At 58.6% G+C, this 14117-nt stretch carries 14 protein-coding genes and 1 pseudogene; 7 read left to right on the top strand and 8 right to left on the bottom strand.

Going from position 1 to position 14117, the window contains the following annotated elements; genetic code table 11:
* Positions 1–6: 6 nt before the first annotated feature.
* Positions 7–840, top strand: a complete 834-nt coding sequence (locus ACK9YZ_RS32985; RefSeq protein WP_416067618.1) for a universal stress protein — start codon at positions 7–9, stop codon at positions 838–840.
* A 103-nt stretch (positions 841–943) separates the two neighbouring features.
* Here ACK9YZ_RS32985 and ACK9YZ_RS32980 read toward each other — a convergent pair whose 3' ends face one another.
* The 3 genes from ACK9YZ_RS32980 to ACK9YZ_RS32970 form a co-directional block, all read right to left on the bottom strand.
* Positions 944–2845 (bottom strand): PAS domain S-box protein, encoded by a 1902-nt coding sequence (locus tag ACK9YZ_RS32980; RefSeq protein WP_416067617.1) that lies wholly within the window; start codon positions 2843–2845, stop codon positions 944–946.
* Positions 2846–2878: 33 nt separating this feature from the next.
* Positions 2879–3631 carry a Crp/Fnr family transcriptional regulator gene (locus tag ACK9YZ_RS32975; RefSeq protein WP_416067616.1) on the bottom strand — a complete coding sequence of 251 codons (753 nt, stop codon included), beginning with the start codon at positions 3629–3631 and terminating at the stop codon, positions 2879–2881.
* Between the two features lie 177 nt (positions 3632–3808).
* Positions 3809–4240, bottom strand: coding sequence for a hypothetical protein (locus tag ACK9YZ_RS32970; protein ID WP_416067615.1), 432 nt, complete (start codon positions 4238–4240; stop codon positions 3809–3811).
* A 579-nt stretch (positions 4241–4819) separates the two neighbouring features.
* Here ACK9YZ_RS32970 and ACK9YZ_RS32965 point away from each other — a divergent pair.
* Positions 4820–5302, top strand: a complete 483-nt coding sequence (locus tag ACK9YZ_RS32965; protein WP_416067614.1) for a CBS domain-containing protein — start codon at positions 4820–4822, stop codon at positions 5300–5302.
* A gap of 318 nt (positions 5303–5620) precedes the next feature.
* Positions 5621–5797 (top strand): hypothetical protein, encoded by a 177-nt coding sequence (locus tag ACK9YZ_RS32960; protein WP_416067613.1) that lies wholly within the window; start codon positions 5621–5623, stop codon positions 5795–5797.
* A gap of 97 nt (positions 5798–5894) precedes the next feature.
* Here the strand turns inward: ACK9YZ_RS32960 and ACK9YZ_RS32955 are convergent, their stop codons facing one another.
* Positions 5895–6947: a lysylphosphatidylglycerol synthase transmembrane domain-containing protein gene (locus tag ACK9YZ_RS32955; protein WP_416067612.1), complete on the bottom strand. Its 1053-nt coding sequence runs from the start codon at positions 6945–6947 to the stop codon at positions 5895–5897.
* On the bottom strand, positions 6944–8791 hold the full coding sequence (ftsH, locus tag ACK9YZ_RS32950) for an ATP-dependent zinc metalloprotease FtsH (protein ID WP_416067611.1): 1848 nt from the start codon (positions 8789–8791) through the stop codon (positions 6944–6946). The genes ACK9YZ_RS32955 and ftsH overlap by 4 nt, the downstream gene beginning before the upstream one ends.
* A 499-nt stretch (positions 8792–9290) precedes the next feature.
* On the opposite strand from ftsH, the pseudogene ACK9YZ_RS32945 reads away from it, so the two are divergent.
* From ACK9YZ_RS32945 to ACK9YZ_RS32935, 3 genes and pseudogenes are all read left to right on the top strand, one after another.
* Positions 9291–9452: pseudogene (locus ACK9YZ_RS32945) on the top strand (BON domain-containing protein); the annotation flags it as partial.
* Between the two features lie 54 nt (positions 9453–9506).
* Positions 9507–9821: a hypothetical protein gene (locus ACK9YZ_RS32940; RefSeq protein WP_216759548.1), complete on the top strand. Its 315-nt coding sequence runs from the start codon at positions 9507–9509 to the stop codon at positions 9819–9821.
* A gap of 415 nt (positions 9822–10236) precedes the next feature.
* Positions 10237–10764 (top strand): Hsp20/alpha crystallin family protein, encoded by a 528-nt coding sequence (locus ACK9YZ_RS32935; RefSeq protein WP_216759549.1) that lies wholly within the window; start codon positions 10237–10239, stop codon positions 10762–10764.
* Positions 10765–11324: 560 nt separating this feature from the next.
* Here ACK9YZ_RS32935 and ACK9YZ_RS32930 read toward each other — a convergent pair.
* Together ACK9YZ_RS32930 and ACK9YZ_RS32925 are read right to left on the bottom strand one after the other, a co-directional pair.
* A complete protein-coding gene (locus ACK9YZ_RS32930) occupies positions 11325–11774 on the bottom strand; it encodes a host attachment protein (protein WP_416067610.1) in 450 nt (149 codons plus the stop codon).
* A 487-nt stretch (positions 11775–12261) separates the two neighbouring features.
* Positions 12262–12552: a hypothetical protein gene (locus ACK9YZ_RS32925; RefSeq protein WP_216759551.1), complete on the bottom strand. Its 291-nt coding sequence runs from the start codon at positions 12550–12552 to the stop codon at positions 12262–12264.
* Positions 12553–12872: 320 nt separating this feature from the next.
* Here ACK9YZ_RS32925 and ACK9YZ_RS32920 point away from each other — a divergent pair, with 320 nt between their 5' ends.
* Positions 12873–13706, top strand: a complete 834-nt coding sequence (locus tag ACK9YZ_RS32920) for a universal stress protein (protein ID WP_416067609.1) — start codon at positions 12873–12875, stop codon at positions 13704–13706.
* Positions 13707–13870: 164 nt separating this feature from the next.
* Here ACK9YZ_RS32920 and ACK9YZ_RS32915 read toward each other — a convergent pair whose 3' ends face one another.
* Positions 13871–14092: a hypothetical protein gene (locus tag ACK9YZ_RS32915; protein WP_416067608.1), complete on the bottom strand. Its 222-nt coding sequence runs from the start codon at positions 14090–14092 to the stop codon at positions 13871–13873.
* Positions 14093–14117: the final 25 nt, after the last annotated feature.

The raw sequence follows: 14117 nt of genomic DNA, 5'->3' as shown, positions 1-14117 counted from the left end.
GAAGACATGACACCACAGTATTTTCTTCCGCTGGCGACGTATCCCGATCCGAGTTCGGGATTGATCATTTCGAATGCCATCGCGTTCGCCGAGTTCTGCGGCGCAAATCTTCACGTCTGCGCGCAAAGAGTTGAGATTCCGCACATCCCCGACGCCTGGTCATCGCTGCTGCTCGATACGCCAAAGATGATCGAGCAAGCCGAAAGCTTGAGCCGTGACCGGGCTGCAACGCTGATCGCCGCGGCGGAAAATCTGAGCGCAGGCACGGAAATTAAGGTGTTTACTCGAACGTTGAAGACCGCTTTGCCTTCGCTGCACGAAACAGCGGCCACGCAAGCACGTTTCTTCGATCTCGCAACCCTCGAATGTATCGCCAGTATTCCGGACACCCGCATCGTCGCTGAAGCCGTCATATTCGGCTCAGGCCGACCGGCCGTCATTTTTCCCAATAAGACTGTCGCCAGCAAGATCGATCATCTGGTGATTGCATGGGATGGGAGCCGCGCAGCCGCTCGCGCCGTCAGCGATGCGAACCAGCTCATCCGGATGGCCCGGACCGTATCGGTCCTGTCGGTCACTGGCGAAAAATCGCTTCCAGCCGACAGCGGAACGCACCTTGCTGAAATCTTGAGGTCGAGCGGCGTCGATGCCAAGGCAACGTTCGCCCAAGGTAGCGGGTCATCTATCGGCCAGAGCATCCAGCAGGCCGCGCTGGACCTGGGCGGCGATTTTTTGGTCATGGGAGCATTCGGGCATTCTCGATTGCGAGACTTTGTCTTGGGCGGAGCAACTGATGGGGTCTTGGACGAGCCGGCCTTGCCAGTTCTCATGTCCCATTGACGGGCGGGAGGATAGGTCTCTCTATCCGACCCTTTGGGCTCAGGCGGGAAAATGCCGTTACGCCGGAAGTCTCAGCCGATCTTCACCGATGCTCGCTATGAGATTAATCAAGCAATTCGCGCAGACGGATCGCAAGTTCGCGGGCCGTGTAGGGCTTCTTCAGCAAGCTTGTGGAGGGGGAAAGCTCGCCGCCGGCGATCGTCGGCTCGGCATAACCAGATGTGAAAAGGATCTTGATACCCGGCTTCAGCATCCGCACGATATCCGCCAATTCGTCGCCGGTCATGCCGCCGGGCATGACGATATCGGTAAACAGCAGCGCGACATCAGGATAATCCTCAAGCCGGTCGAGCGCCTCGTGACCGTTTGCCGCTTCTATGACTTCGTAACCGGCACTGATGAGGCGGGAAACAGCAACCCGGCGCACGCGCGCATCGTCCTCCACGACGAGGATCGTCTCAACACCGCGTGGAATGTGGGGCTCCGACCGTTCAGCCTGCGATTCCTGATCCGTGCCATCCTCTGCCACCTTGGGAACTGCCGGAACAAAGATGCGCACAGTCGTTCCCTGGCCCACCTCGCTATAAAGCTGAATATGGCCGCCGGATTGCTTGGCGAATCCGTAGACCATTGAAAGGCCGAGCCCCGTGCCGGAACCAAGGCCCTTGGTCGTGAAGAAGGGTTCGAAGGCCCGCTGCTTGACCTCCGCCGTCATGCCGCTGCCGGTGTCCGTCACCGAGATCAGCACATAGTCGCCAGTGCGCACCTGTGGATACATCTGCGCATAATCGGCGTCGAGCTTGACGCGCGAGATCTCGACCGAGAGCTTGCCGCCGCGCGGCATGGCATCTCGAGCGTTAAGCACAAGATTCAAAAGAGCGTTCTGTAACTGCGATCCATCAACCAGCGCGCTGTTGGACGAGCCAATCACGGTGGTGCGAAATTCGATCGCTTCGCCGAGCGTACGTCGCAGCAGGTCGGAAAAACCGGAAATAAGCTGCCCGACGTCGACGGGTTTCGGATTGAGCGGCTGGCGGCGACCGAAGGCGAGCAACTGGCCCGTAAGTTTCGCCCCGTCCTCCGCCGCCTCCTGCGCCTCACGCAGCAGCGGTCGCAGCCTTTCGTCCGTCAGTTTGTCCTCGATCATCTCGAGATTGCCGCTGATGACGGTAAGCAGATTGTTGAAGTCATGCGCAAGCCCGCCGGTCAGTTGGCCGATCGCTTCCATCTTCTGCGACTGGCGCAACTCCTCCTCGGTCTTGTGGCGGCTCGTGAGGTCGCGGATGAAGCCGGTGAAGATGCGTTTGCCATTGGTGACCGCCTCGCCGACGGAAAGCTCCATCGGAAAGACCGAACCATCTTTACGCTGCCCGGTCACCAGTCTGCCATAACCGATAATCCGGCGCTCGTCGGTCATCAAGTATCGGGAGAGGTGGCCGTCATGGGCGTCGCGATCCGGCTGCGGCATCAGGATCTTGACGTTGCGCCCGCAGACTTCCGCGGAAGGATAACCGAAAAGCCGCTCTGCCGCAGCGCTGAAGGAGGAGATCCTGCCGGCATCGTCAATGACAATCATCGCTTCGGGAACCGTGGCCAGGATGGAGCGCAGATGTGCTTCCCTCTCCGCCAGATCATCCTGCATTCTCTTCATGCCGGTTACATCGTTGTTCGTTTGGATAATCATCGCTGTTTTGCCGAGCGATGGATTGAAGAGGGACCAGCGCGTGGCAATGAAAAGCGTTTGGCCGTTATTGTGTCGGTGCGTCACCTCCCCTTCCCACGCCCCTTGCCTTCGAACGGTTTCGCGGATTTCTTCCAAGGGTGTCGGAAACTGCGTTGCGAGAAGTTCGTGGACGACCTTTCCGACAGCCTCGTTTCGTGGCCAGCCATAGAGAGCTTCGCAGCCACTGGTCCAGCGGTTGATTATCCCGTCGAAACCGTGAACGACCACGTTTGCTCCGTCGAACATCAGGGCAATCTGGTCAAGCTCCGTCTCAATCGTCATCTCCTCGCCGCTCTCCCTTCATCGCTGACGCTCTCAGTGGCGCGGCCGCCTTTCACATGCAGCCTGCTTCCATCCGTCCCCCGCCAATTCGTCGTCACTTCCTGACAATTGCACAAGCGCAGACCGCTTCACGACGCGAAGGGAATGACGTCCCACAGGCGCAAGCACGCCTTTATTCGTCAGCTTCGTGATAGAACGGGAAACCGTCTCGATGGTGAGGCCGAGATAGTCGGCGATGTCCAGTCGGGTCATTGGCAGATCGATCACGAAATCGCCCTGCCCTTCCGAGACCGCGCGAAGAAGCTCTCTTAGAAGAAAAGTGCAAATCCGCTCTTCGGCGCTCTTGCAGGACAGGAGGACCATCTGATCCTGGGCAGCGGCCATTTCGTCGCAAAGACGGGCGAAGACCTCGGGCCGCAACTCCGACGAACTGGCGACTTCGCTATCGAATGCCTTGCGCGAGAAACGTCGTACCTTCGTGTTGGTAATGGCTTCGGCACTGTAGAGATAGTGGTCCTTCAGCGAGACGCCGACGATGTCGCCGGCGTGCAGAAATCCTGTGATGACGCGGCGGCCATCCGAGATGATCTTGAAGATGCGGAGGGTCCCTTCGACGACTTCGAACAGGTGCTTGGCAGCGTCGCCTTCGAAAAAAAGGGACTGGCCGGCGGCCAGACGTTCGACAGGTTGTCTCCTAAAAAGCTCCTGAATGCAATTCGGCTCGGAGCCAAGGAGCACCGCATTGTTGATCTGCTTGTCGTGATGAAAAGTGGCGCCCTGCAGCATCTTCGTCCCTCCGCGCTGTGGATGAGGCCAATAAAAGGGCTCAGAGTGACATGCGGATGCCGCGTGTGTAAAAGACAATGCGAATTTGTAACAGTTTGTAACAAATGTCGGCGCAACGCCGTATTGCCGTAGCCACCTCCCCATCTGCCAGACGATCAGAACCGCCCGGAAAGGCGATCAAAGGCGATAGATGACGCCGTGGTCCCATCGATGACGGAACTCCTGATCGTCGAGCACACTCCAAATCTCGGGTCGAAGAGACCAAAATCGCAGATATTTGCTCTTCGCATCGATCGCCTGTCTCTCGATACAGGCAAACAGGGCTGCGGCGATTTCATGTTCGTGGAGCGGGCTTATGACAATGAACATCGCTACGTCGAACAGCGGCCCGGCAACAGGGTGCTTTTCGAAGCGAACATGGCAAAGGCCGCGAGAGTAACCCCTGGTGTCGGTCGCGACGATAAAGTTGCGCCGCTCCGAGCCGCCGGTTACCCGGCGCCAGGAGTCAAGTGTCAGATCAGGCATTGCCGCCTGCGCTATGACGTATGTACGGTCAATCTGGTCTTTCTGCAGAGGGCCGATGACAAAACCGCTATTGTTAGGCGTCATCTGAGGTCTCCGTTACATTGGACTATACCCTGGCGCTTTGCCGGGGATGGACGTGACGCTTCGTATTCGATGGTCTGACAAATCCCGTCACCTGCCGAAGAACATCGCCAGCACATCCCCGCCCGTTAGAGCCGCCAATCTCGCCGAGATCACCGTGCTCCGGAGGCTCCGTCATTACACCTGTGAGACTTTGCTAACAGCAGTACAAAACCCTAGACCGATGGTGAGCTTACCGCGTTGACCCGCATCAAAGTCGACCGGTCAATCAGAAGATCGCGAGCACAAGCACGCTGCTGAAAATCGTGTTGTGTTAGCGCCACCCATCTCGGCGGGTGCATTTGTTCAGCGGATTGACAATCAGCGCTCGGTACCGGGACTGAACGGCTGCGACTCTAGGCTTCGCGCCGAATGTTCCGCGTCACCCGCCTTGGTGCATTTACAATCATCAATGACATCATCATTGGGGCTCGACGGTCGCGAACGGCGGCAACCGCGCCATGCGTCGCACATTGAGGTATGTCAAGGCGGCCGCCAAGCCGGCCCGGTATCCTGCATTCTCTTCTAGCTGGAGCCGTAGACATGACGATCCCCGCCAAATCGGTAATGACAACGGATTTAATTACGGTGTCGCCTGAGACCACCGTAGCCGAGGCCGCCCGGCGCATGCTGATCCATCACGTCACCGCCGTACCTGTGGTGGACCCCGATAACCGGCCGCTTGGATTGGTCAGCGAAGGCGACGTGATGCGCCACTTCGGCGCGCAGTTTCAAAGTAAGCGAGCGGAATGGCTACGCCTGCTGGCGGAAGGCGAGACACTCGCGCCGGAGTTTCTTGCCGAAATCCGCCTCAACCAGCAACGCGTCCGCGAGATTATGCATTCAACCATCATCTCCGCTGATCAGGAAACCTCTCTTGCAGAGTTGGCTGATCTGATGCTGAAACATGGGATCAAGCGCGTTCTTATCCTGCGTGACGGCGTGTTGGTTGGCATCGTCAGCCGCGCCGATGTGGTTCAGGCCGTGGTGGAAAAACTGGACGACTTGCTTGAGCCGACGGACTAGCGCCGGAAGTTGGTGGAGCAAACCTACTCGACAATCATCTCCTTCCAGTTTTTCCTGATCATTGAGGCCGCGAGTGCTTGGCTTTACCGGTTTAGATGAGCCTGTGCGGGTCTTTTCGGCTGTTGCGCCCGATGACGTCGACAGCATTGATGCCGGTCACATCGACAACACGTCAGATAGCGCCGGCTCTTTGAGATCGATCAACGACGACCCGCGGCAAACGATTTAGCTCAATTTCCCAATGAGATTGCATGGCGCGATTCATGCTGGTCAGCGATACGCGTCGTGACTTTAGGTGCTCTTTCGAGGGAGATTGACATGCAAATTGACCATATCGCCCGTATGCCCGCTCAGAAGGTCTACAAGGTTACCGAGCTCGCCCGCACGCTGCATATCCGAGATGAACAGGAACAAGAGTTGAAGACGCTTTTCGGCGAATTCGTCACGAGGCAGGAATTCTTGTCCAATGTGGAGCCACCACCGCGCTTTCGGTGACGGTCCGGTCGACGCCGATGCCGGCGGACGCCTCGCCGCGAAGAGGGGCATGACAGTGGCTTCCGGCTTCCCTCCGCGCCCTTTCAGATCACCCATCTCACGTCGGGCGCCGCTTTCCCCTCGCGGTCAGCCGGACCTCGGCATGCATCAAGATCAGTCCTGGGACCATCGGCAACCAGAATGTCAGTCCACGGAAGACAAGCGTGGCGGCAAGCGCCTCCTCCACCCGGATCCCAAGCAGGTGCAACAGTCCGACACAGGCACCCTCGAAAGATCCGAGGCCAAGCGGAAGCGGTGAGACGGTTCCAACGACCGAGGCGAGAACGAAGCTCACGAAGGCAGCGCCAGGTGAGGCAGCAACGCCCAGTGCATGCAGAACAACCCAGAGGGTCGCCGCATCGAGCAAAAAGATGGATGCCTGAAGAAGAATGCTCTTCGCGAGCAGTCCATTATCGCCAAGCACGCGATGATCCACCTTGGCCAACAGATCGGTAAGGCGTGCCACCGGGCGCAGCGAGCGGATGCGGTCCGGAATGAAGCTCAGTCTGGTGCGCACTGTCATTATAAGAACGGAAGGAGCCGTGATGATCAGCAGGGAAAAGACGATGCAAAGCCATGCCCACTTTTCGTCCAGCTTGCCGGTGCTCCAAAGTGCTGCGAAAGCGGCCGATGCCATGAGAAGATAGGCTGAGTAATAGGCGATGGTCGCATTCAAAAGGGCGGTAACCGTTGCCGCGGCCGAGATGCCGCGGCGGATCAAACCCCGCGCGACGACGAGGCCGCCGCTGACGCCTCCGGTCGGTACTGCCTGGTTTGCAAAGAGCTCGATGACGGCAAGGCGAAAAAGAGCACGCAAGGGAGGCCTGAAGCCCTGTCTGCGTAAGACGAGGAGCCAGATCATCGCGGCGCAGGCATAGGTCGCGAGCTGAAACGCGATACCAGGCAAAAGCCAGCCAAGCGATGTTCTGCCGAGCGTGACAAGAAAGATCTCGATCTCTCCGAAATGCAGAACGCCTGCAACCAAAGTCCCTAGCCCGAGTACACCGATTACCCAGCCGGCAATGATGGCTGGCGAAAGCTCCAGCGCCGCCTTGGCGGTTGAGCCGCCGGCGGGCGGGCTTACCCGATCCGATGGCATCTCCTCGGTCACGGTCGGTTTGATGCCACAGATTGGCCCTGGACGGGCAGGATCGCCGCCTCTTCGCGCCGAATTGCCGGAAAATCGGCGGGTGTGATCGTCTCGCGTTCCAGCAGAAGGCGAGCGCCGGCCTTCAGGTCCACAATCCGGGCGGCCAGAACGTTCCTGGCGTCCTGATAGGCCGTTTCCAGTATCTCTCGGATTGCCAGATCAACGTCGCGGGCTGTCGCATCGGCATAGTCGCGCTGCATGGAGGCTGCTCGCCCATCGTCGAGCCATTGCAGCCGCGGTGCTTCCAGGACCGCTTGCCCGAGCCGGCTCATGCCGAAGCGTGTAACATAACCGCGGGCGATGTCAGTGGCCTTCGCGAGATCGTCGGCCGCGCCCGTGGATATTTCCGAAAAGACCAGTTCCTCGGCCGCACGACCTGCCAACAACGCGACAATCCTCTCCAGCAATTCCGGTGCGGTGACGAGAAAACGATCGTCGGTCGGCCTCTGCAACGTGTAGCCGAGCGCACCCACGCTGCGTGGAATGATCGACACTTTCTGCACCGGGTCGGTGCGCCGCAACGCGGCTGCGGCAATCGCATGCCCCATTTCGTGGACGGCGACCCTTTCGCGCTCGGGCGCTGCCAGGAGCCGGCTTCGCCTTTCGGCGCCCGCCACGATCCGTTCCATGGCTCTCGTGAAGTCGCCCATCTCGACGCAGTCCGCATTGCGGCGCGTTGCAAAGATTGCAGCTTCATTGACGAGATTTGCGAGATCGGCTCCGGTGAAGCCTGGCGTCATGCGTGCCACGTCGTCCAGCTCGACTGTCTTCGACAGCAGGATCTTCCGGCAATGCAGGGCAAGGATTGCGGTGCGACCCGGTCGATCCGGGCGATCGACGACGATCTGCCGGTCGAAGCGGCCCGACCGAAGCAACGCAGCATCAAGAATCTCGGGACGGTTCGTTGCAGCAAGCAGAACGATGCCGGAACCGGGATCGAAACCATCGAGTTCGGCAAGCAGCTGGTTGAGTGTCTGCTCCTTTTCGTCTCCCGCGCCGAAAGACCCAAGCGCGCTTCGTGCCCGTCCCAACGCGTCGAGTTCGTCGATGAAGATGATGCAGGGTGCTGCGGCGCGCGCCTGTTGAAACAGGTCGCGAACGCGAGCGGCACCGACTCCCACGAACATTTCGACAAATTCCGATCCCGTAATGGAAAAGAAAGCGACGTCGGCCTCCCCGGCGACCGCTCGTGCCAGAAGGGTCTTGCCGGTTCCGGGCGGACCGACAAGCAGCACGCCCTTCGGCACGCGTGCGCCAAGGCGCGAGTACCGGTCCTTCTCCTTGAGAAACGAGACGACCTCCTGCAGCTCGGCCTTGGCCTCGTCGGCGCCTGCAACGTCCTGGAAGGTCACACCCGTCTTCCGTTCGAGATAGACCTTGGCTTTGGACTTGCCGATCGTCACGAGCCCGCCCATGCCCTGCTGTTCGGCGAACCTTCGGAAGAAGAAGAACCAGATTGCGAGAAAGGCGACAGTCGGAACGATCCAGGACAGAAGTGCTGTCAGCCAGTTGCTGTCACTGGCACCAGTGATCTCGACGCCGGCCTTTTCAAAGGTTTCTGCTGCCGCCGGATCGACGCGATGGGTTGCAAAGAAGGTCTTTCCATCGAGCGGCTGTTTGAACTTTCCCTCGACCATCGTCTCGGTGATCGTCACAGACTGGATCTTGCCCTCGCTCGCCATGCGAACGAGATCACTATAGGACGGCTGCGCAATGTCACGCGTCGCAAACCACACTTGGAACAGTCCGATCAGGAGCAATGCCACGAAAAGGTATCCGAGGTTGAAGCCGTGCTTGCGTTCCATGTACGCCTCCTTTGCGCCCTTTGGTATCGTCTTCCCACGAACGACGCGAACAATCCTTGATGGGGATCAACATTGAGCAATCGGGGAGCCGGGCAGCATTCATCGGTATGGTGAGAGACCGGCGCAGCGCATCTTCAACGCGGCGTGCCGTTCAGGCTGACACGGGTTTCTCGAAGGTCGGCAGCGAACGAGTCAAGGTCCCGATTGGCCGCATCCATCCAGGGCTTCGTTACCGGCCAGGCTGGAGGGGCTGCCGCAACAACCCATCTATTTCAATCTCCGGCGCGCCCGCCCTCTTTCAAGCGTGCTCGACTGCCCGCTGTCTCCATCGCCGCAAACCTGCCAACGGCCGTAGATCTCTCCTCATTTTGACAGGGATCAACGACGAACGACCGGTACGATCCTAACAAAGAAATGATCGGGAGGAGAATGTCATGAACGACAAAATCTTGAGACGGAGCGTGATAGAAGAGCTCGATTTCGAACCGGCCTTGACTCGACCATTATCGCCATCACCGTCGAGGGAAGCATCGTTCGGCTTTCCGGAAAGGTCGGAACATCTGGCGAGGTTGAGCTTGCGGAACGCGCGGCGAGCCGTGTGAGGGGCGTTCGTGGCATTATTCAGGGCCTGGGGTCCGCGCCACCCATGAGCAGATCATGATTGCATAACTTACCAACACCGTCTTGCACAGGTGTCTTATAAGGAGTCCTTGTCATGCTACATCATCGAGACACAAGCCGCGTCACGGAAGCTCTGATGTCGGCTGCCGGCTGCGCTCCGCCCTCTTACGATAGCCGGACGAATGGCGATATCTTGCTTGAGCGCGACGATGCCGATCACTGGGACATCGAGATCATCTCGCCGCGCGCTAGAGAATGGGCGGCGTCCGAACTCTGTTGCCCGCTCCGGCAGTGTTTCGCCGGCAGGATGCGTCTCGACATAATGAGCGCAGACCGGCTCCTGAAGATGGCCCATGATCGGGGATTCCGGACGGAGTTCGTCACCCGAAGCGGCAGGGACGTTTTTTGATGTTCAATACCGTCGTCTGCGCGCGATCAGCATGGGGTCACGCAGCAGGACGTTCCAGAAATTGTCGCAGGCGAAAGCCCAATGGAAATCCCGAACTCGGCCGATGGTCTCGTACGGGCGATCGTGCCGGTCCCGGAGCGCTTGGTTGTGGCATGCGCAACTCCAACAGCGGACCGATGTTCGATTGGCGCGGCAACCCCTCCGACATGACCCCATCCAAGATCGCTTTCCGCTGGAGGTTGACCGCTCGGAACCCGATTGCCGCGTGGTCTTATTCAAGCAGTTTGATGCGCGTCAATGTCGTTGTCCCATTCCATCGCTCTAATGCAACGGCTCGCTAATGAGTGAACATGGACTGCACCAGGTCCTTGGGACGCTTTGATGCAGTCTCCTTTGCCAAACGTAGGAGAAAATCATGGCTGACACAGCAACGAAGCTTCCGGTCAAGACTGAAGAAAAGTCTGCATTGCCGACCGGCAACCTCTGGTCCCCGTTTGAAGCATTTCGCTCGGAGATCGACCGTCTGTTTGACGATTTCACGCCTTTTTCGCGTCGCTCGTCGGATCGCCCATTATTCGGGCGCGTTCTGCCGGCGCTTGGTGCCTGGCCGACGGTCCCCGCAGTCGATGTCATCGAGAGGGACGATGCGTTCGAGCTCACCGCCGAGGTGCCCGGGCTCGATGAGAAGAACATCGAGGTCAAGCTGTCCAACGGCATGCTGACGATCCGGGGCGAGAAGCAGGAAGAAAAAGAGACAAAAGAAAAAGAATATCATATCTCCGAACGCCGCTTCGGCTCATTCCAGCGCAATTTCCAACTTCCCGACGGCGTCGATGCCCAAAAAGTGGAAGCAAGCTTTGCCAAGGGCATCCTGAAGGTCAAACTGCCGAAGAGCGCCGAAGCGAAAAAGAATGAGCGGAAGATCGAGATCAAGGCCTCGTGATCCAACAGCGCCTTCGATAAGGCGGCGCGCAGATATCGCGCGCCGCGTCAACCGAGGAGGCTCACCAACACGCAATCACGCATGATGTGCCACCAAAGCAGGGTACTTGGCGGTCGCAAACGCGTCAGCGTTGCTGTTGATCCTGTTCAGAGAGCCCATCTGCAAGGCGGCAACACCGGTAAAGATCACGCGCCGGACAAGGCGCGGACGATGAAAGCATTACCGTCAGAAGCTGCTTGCGGCCTACCGTTTGGCTTTATCCCACAATATCCGGCGCTGATGTCGACACCCAAGCTGGATTCCTCAGAAAATAGTCCGCTGAAACATGGCTAGAAATTCCCGCCGCCGTTTGAAACGCCGCGGGTCCACGCCAGCACGCATTTCCAACGAGTCAGCATCTGCTTTTGTCAGATTGAAACCAGCAGCGGAGCCAGATGCAACTCGTTCGGAGGATCTGTCAACGATCACACGACCATCTGCCGCCGACCGGCAACCCCGCCAAGCCGACAGCATCCTTATGGCGACCCCGACAACTCGCCGACGAGCCGTTATTCCGTTCGTCAGCGCTCTGAGACAAGGTGTCTCTGAATTTCGTCGATTGGCAGATTGACGAGGTCTTTGTCGTATTCGGCAATGACGCGCTTGCTGAGGCTTTCAGACATGGCCTGTCTCAGGTTGGCCAGCGACTTGGGAGCCGCGGCGATGACGAGTTTGCCGATAGCCCCTTCCGCGCAGACGGTCTCAAGCCGCTCTGCTACGATTGTCGAGAAACGCCGCTCCTCCAAGTCGTGAAAGTCGGTCTCATCGACACTGCTGCGATGGCTGCCCGCCCACGTCCGGCCCGGCCGGTCCGTTCCCTGTTCATGGCTGGGCGGGTTGGCGCTCGCTTCAATGACCTGCTCGACTTCGAGCATCAGCTGATAAGCTGTCCCGATGTTACGCAACAAAAGAGCCTTCTTTCCGTCGGCAACCAAAACACATGCGTCGTGGGGAATGATCTCGCTCTTCATTGAGCCCTCCTGGCTTTGAGTGTTTTTCATTGTAGACGTGCAGGAAAAATGCAGTTTGACCAGCGTCAAAAAGGGGACGAAGTTCGCAGCGTTTGGCTAAGACCAAGTGACGAAGCTTTTTCTGGTTACTGCCGCTTGTTCGGCTTGGTCTTCTGGGTTGCCCGTCCCGGAAGCGACCTACACTGCCGCGGTGATGACACCGCTCCATCCAGCGCTCTCCCAGGTCGAGCCGTTTACGAAGAGGAGCTTCGTGCGATGACGAATGAAATGATGTTCGAGGCCGCCGCGCAACTCGAGGCCGAAAACGCAAGCTGAGGATTGCAGTCAATCTCAACCGATCCGGCCGCCGATGTTGCTCCAGTTCCTCCGCCGGGGTGAATCTTCAAAAGACGACAGACCCCGGCCGGCGCGGCTTGGATGCCGGCGCGTTTAGCGAAGCCGTCGCAGCAATTGTCTGGCCGACGTGCTTCACCACGCGCTGTTCATATCATTTGCCAGCCGCCCGCCTCGCAGCTTCATCAAACACCTGGAGCGCATATTCGCAAGTGGCGCTCATGTCGTCGCCGCAAAGCTTCAAGTTCTTGCATCCGGAGGAAACCTTCCGGGCGATCGTTTCGCGGAAGGCGGAAAGGTCGTGCGCGTCCGGGTGCTTGAGGATCTCCTGCAGGCAGGCGACGGTAATCGTTTCGTAGACCAGCAGCTTGCCCTCGATTTCTCCGATTGTCGGCACCGCGAAGCACTCGCCTCCGCGCTTGTTGTCTCGTTCAACAGTCAGCATAGCGCATCTCCCTTTGTCCAGCGATGATCGAATCCTGCATCTGCAAGCCCCTGCTGGCTCGGCTGCCGACAATCGTTTTCGACACGGCAAAATGATCCAGTAATCTCCACCCTGGCACCGCGCGCCTTGATCTTCAGAAGCGCGAGCGAGAGGCACTTTTGACGAAACCTGGGTTCGTCCAGCCTTCAGATGGCGATACGACATCGCTTCCACTAATCTAACAACGATATCCGCACTGCGGCGCGCAAACGTTGACGAAGGTCAAAGACCGTCCAGCAGAAGAGAATATTCTCATCGCATTCAGCCAAGAGGTGATCGCGATGACAATCAAGACGGTATTGAGCATTCTCAACGTCGAACATTTCGATGAAGATCTGAGAGCGGCGGCTGCATTCTGTGAGATCTACGGAGCGCATCTCAGCGCGCTCGTCATTTCAATGGGTTCAGCGGGGGCGATAGGCGAATACAATGCCATGTCGACCGTCTGGCTCGATGAACGGCAGCGCGAGATCGAGGAACTTGCAGAAGCCGCAGACAGGGTGAAAGACATACTTGGCCGCGCGGACCTGTCCTGCGATGTCGACCACGTCTATACGGAATTTGCATGGGCCGACCAGGACATAGCGGAACGGGCGCTCTACGCGGATGTCGTGCTCGTCGGTCGGCAGGCGGCCGATGATGAAGACCTTCGCAAGCGGATCTTCGACGGCGCTCTCTTCCAAACGCCAACTCCCATCCTCATCAATCGCGGCCCGCGCGCCATCTCCTCAGCTGCAAAATCAATCCTCGTCGCGTGGGACTCCAGCAATGAAGCCTCTCGTGCAGCGCGCCAATCGCTCGAGCTTCTGAAACAGGCGGACGTGGTTTACATCACGCTGATAGACCCGGTCGCCAGTATGAGGGCGAATGGCGAGGAGCCGGGAGCCGACATTGCAGCCTACCTTGCCCGCCACGGTGTCAAAGTGCAGGTGGATCGCCTGGCCAGCGGCGGGCGGAGCGCGGACGAAGTCCTAAGACAACACGCGGTCGATGTTGCCGCCGATCTTATCGTCATGGGCGCCTTCAGCCATCCACGCTGGCAGCAAACGCTGTTTGGCGGGGTGACCCGTAGCATGATCGAGGAGACCAGCATCCCAATTCTCATGGCGCACTGAGGCGGGCCGGAAGTAAGATCGATCATAGCATCGTCGCGATGGACAAGACTAAAACCCCCGAATTCCACGGGGGGTGCTTTGTCGTGTGCGCCAGCGGATCGACATCGTCGTCTTAACCGAAATCGCTCCCAACACGCTGACATGGCCCGGTCGCCCTGTCGCTCTTACTGATAAAGGACGGCATCGCCCGGCGAACTCAAGCGCTGCGATGACAAATTCGACCGGTCCTCCTGATCGACCTCCGCCGCTGCTCGAAAGCCCAGCCTGCGCAGATCGGCGGCGTCGGGCGCCACCCCTGTATAGCGTGTTGGAAGAGGAAATCCGCTTGTTCCCTCGGGCATGGAAATCACGACAAAAAAGTTCCACGCCCGATCTTGAAGATACATTATTATATATTATAATATAATGTAT

The organism is Rhizobium sp. ZK1 (assembly GCF_047782645.1).
Lineage (GTDB): Bacteria > Pseudomonadota > Alphaproteobacteria > Rhizobiales > Rhizobiaceae > Rhizobium.
Note: the sequence above shows the minus strand (reverse complement) of the source record. Positions and strands in the feature narration are given on the sequence as shown.

What these genes read in the sequence shown, in the direction of transcription:
- ACK9YZ_RS32985 (WP_416067618.1), top strand. Translation starts at nt 7, where the DNA reads ATGACACCACAGTATTTTCTTCCGCTGGCGACGTATCCCGATCCGAGT.
- ACK9YZ_RS32980 (WP_416067617.1), bottom strand. Translation starts at nt 2,845, where the DNA reads ATGACGATTGAGACGGAGCTTGACCAGATTGCCCTGATGTTCGACGGA.
- ACK9YZ_RS32975 (WP_416067616.1), bottom strand. Translation starts at nt 3,631, where the DNA reads ATGCTGCAGGGCGCCACTTTTCATCACGACAAGCAGATCAACAATGCG.
- ACK9YZ_RS32970 (WP_416067615.1), bottom strand. Translation starts at nt 4,240, where the DNA reads ATGACGCCTAACAATAGCGGTTTTGTCATCGGCCCTCTGCAGAAAGAC.
- ACK9YZ_RS32965 (WP_416067614.1), top strand. Translation starts at nt 4,820, where the DNA reads ATGACGATCCCCGCCAAATCGGTAATGACAACGGATTTAATTACGGTG.
- ACK9YZ_RS32960 (WP_416067613.1), top strand. Translation starts at nt 5,621, where the DNA reads ATGCAAATTGACCATATCGCCCGTATGCCCGCTCAGAAGGTCTACAAG.
- ftsH (WP_416067611.1), bottom strand. Translation starts at nt 8,791, where the DNA reads ATGGAACGCAAGCACGGCTTCAACCTCGGATACCTTTTCGTGGCATTG.
- ACK9YZ_RS32940 (WP_216759548.1), top strand. Translation starts at nt 9,507, where the DNA reads ATGCTACATCATCGAGACACAAGCCGCGTCACGGAAGCTCTGATGTCG.
- ACK9YZ_RS32935 (WP_216759549.1), top strand. Translation starts at nt 10,237, where the DNA reads ATGGCTGACACAGCAACGAAGCTTCCGGTCAAGACTGAAGAAAAGTCT.
- ACK9YZ_RS32930 (WP_416067610.1), bottom strand. Translation starts at nt 11,774, where the DNA reads ATGAAGAGCGAGATCATTCCCCACGACGCATGTGTTTTGGTTGCCGAC.
- ACK9YZ_RS32925 (WP_216759551.1), bottom strand. Translation starts at nt 12,552, where the DNA reads ATGCTGACTGTTGAACGAGACAACAAGCGCGGAGGCGAGTGCTTCGCG.
- ACK9YZ_RS32920 (WP_416067609.1), top strand. Translation starts at nt 12,873, where the DNA reads ATGACAATCAAGACGGTATTGAGCATTCTCAACGTCGAACATTTCGAT.
- ACK9YZ_RS32915 (WP_416067608.1), bottom strand. Translation starts at nt 14,092, where the DNA reads ATGTATCTTCAAGATCGGGCGTGGAACTTTTTTGTCGTGATTTCCATG.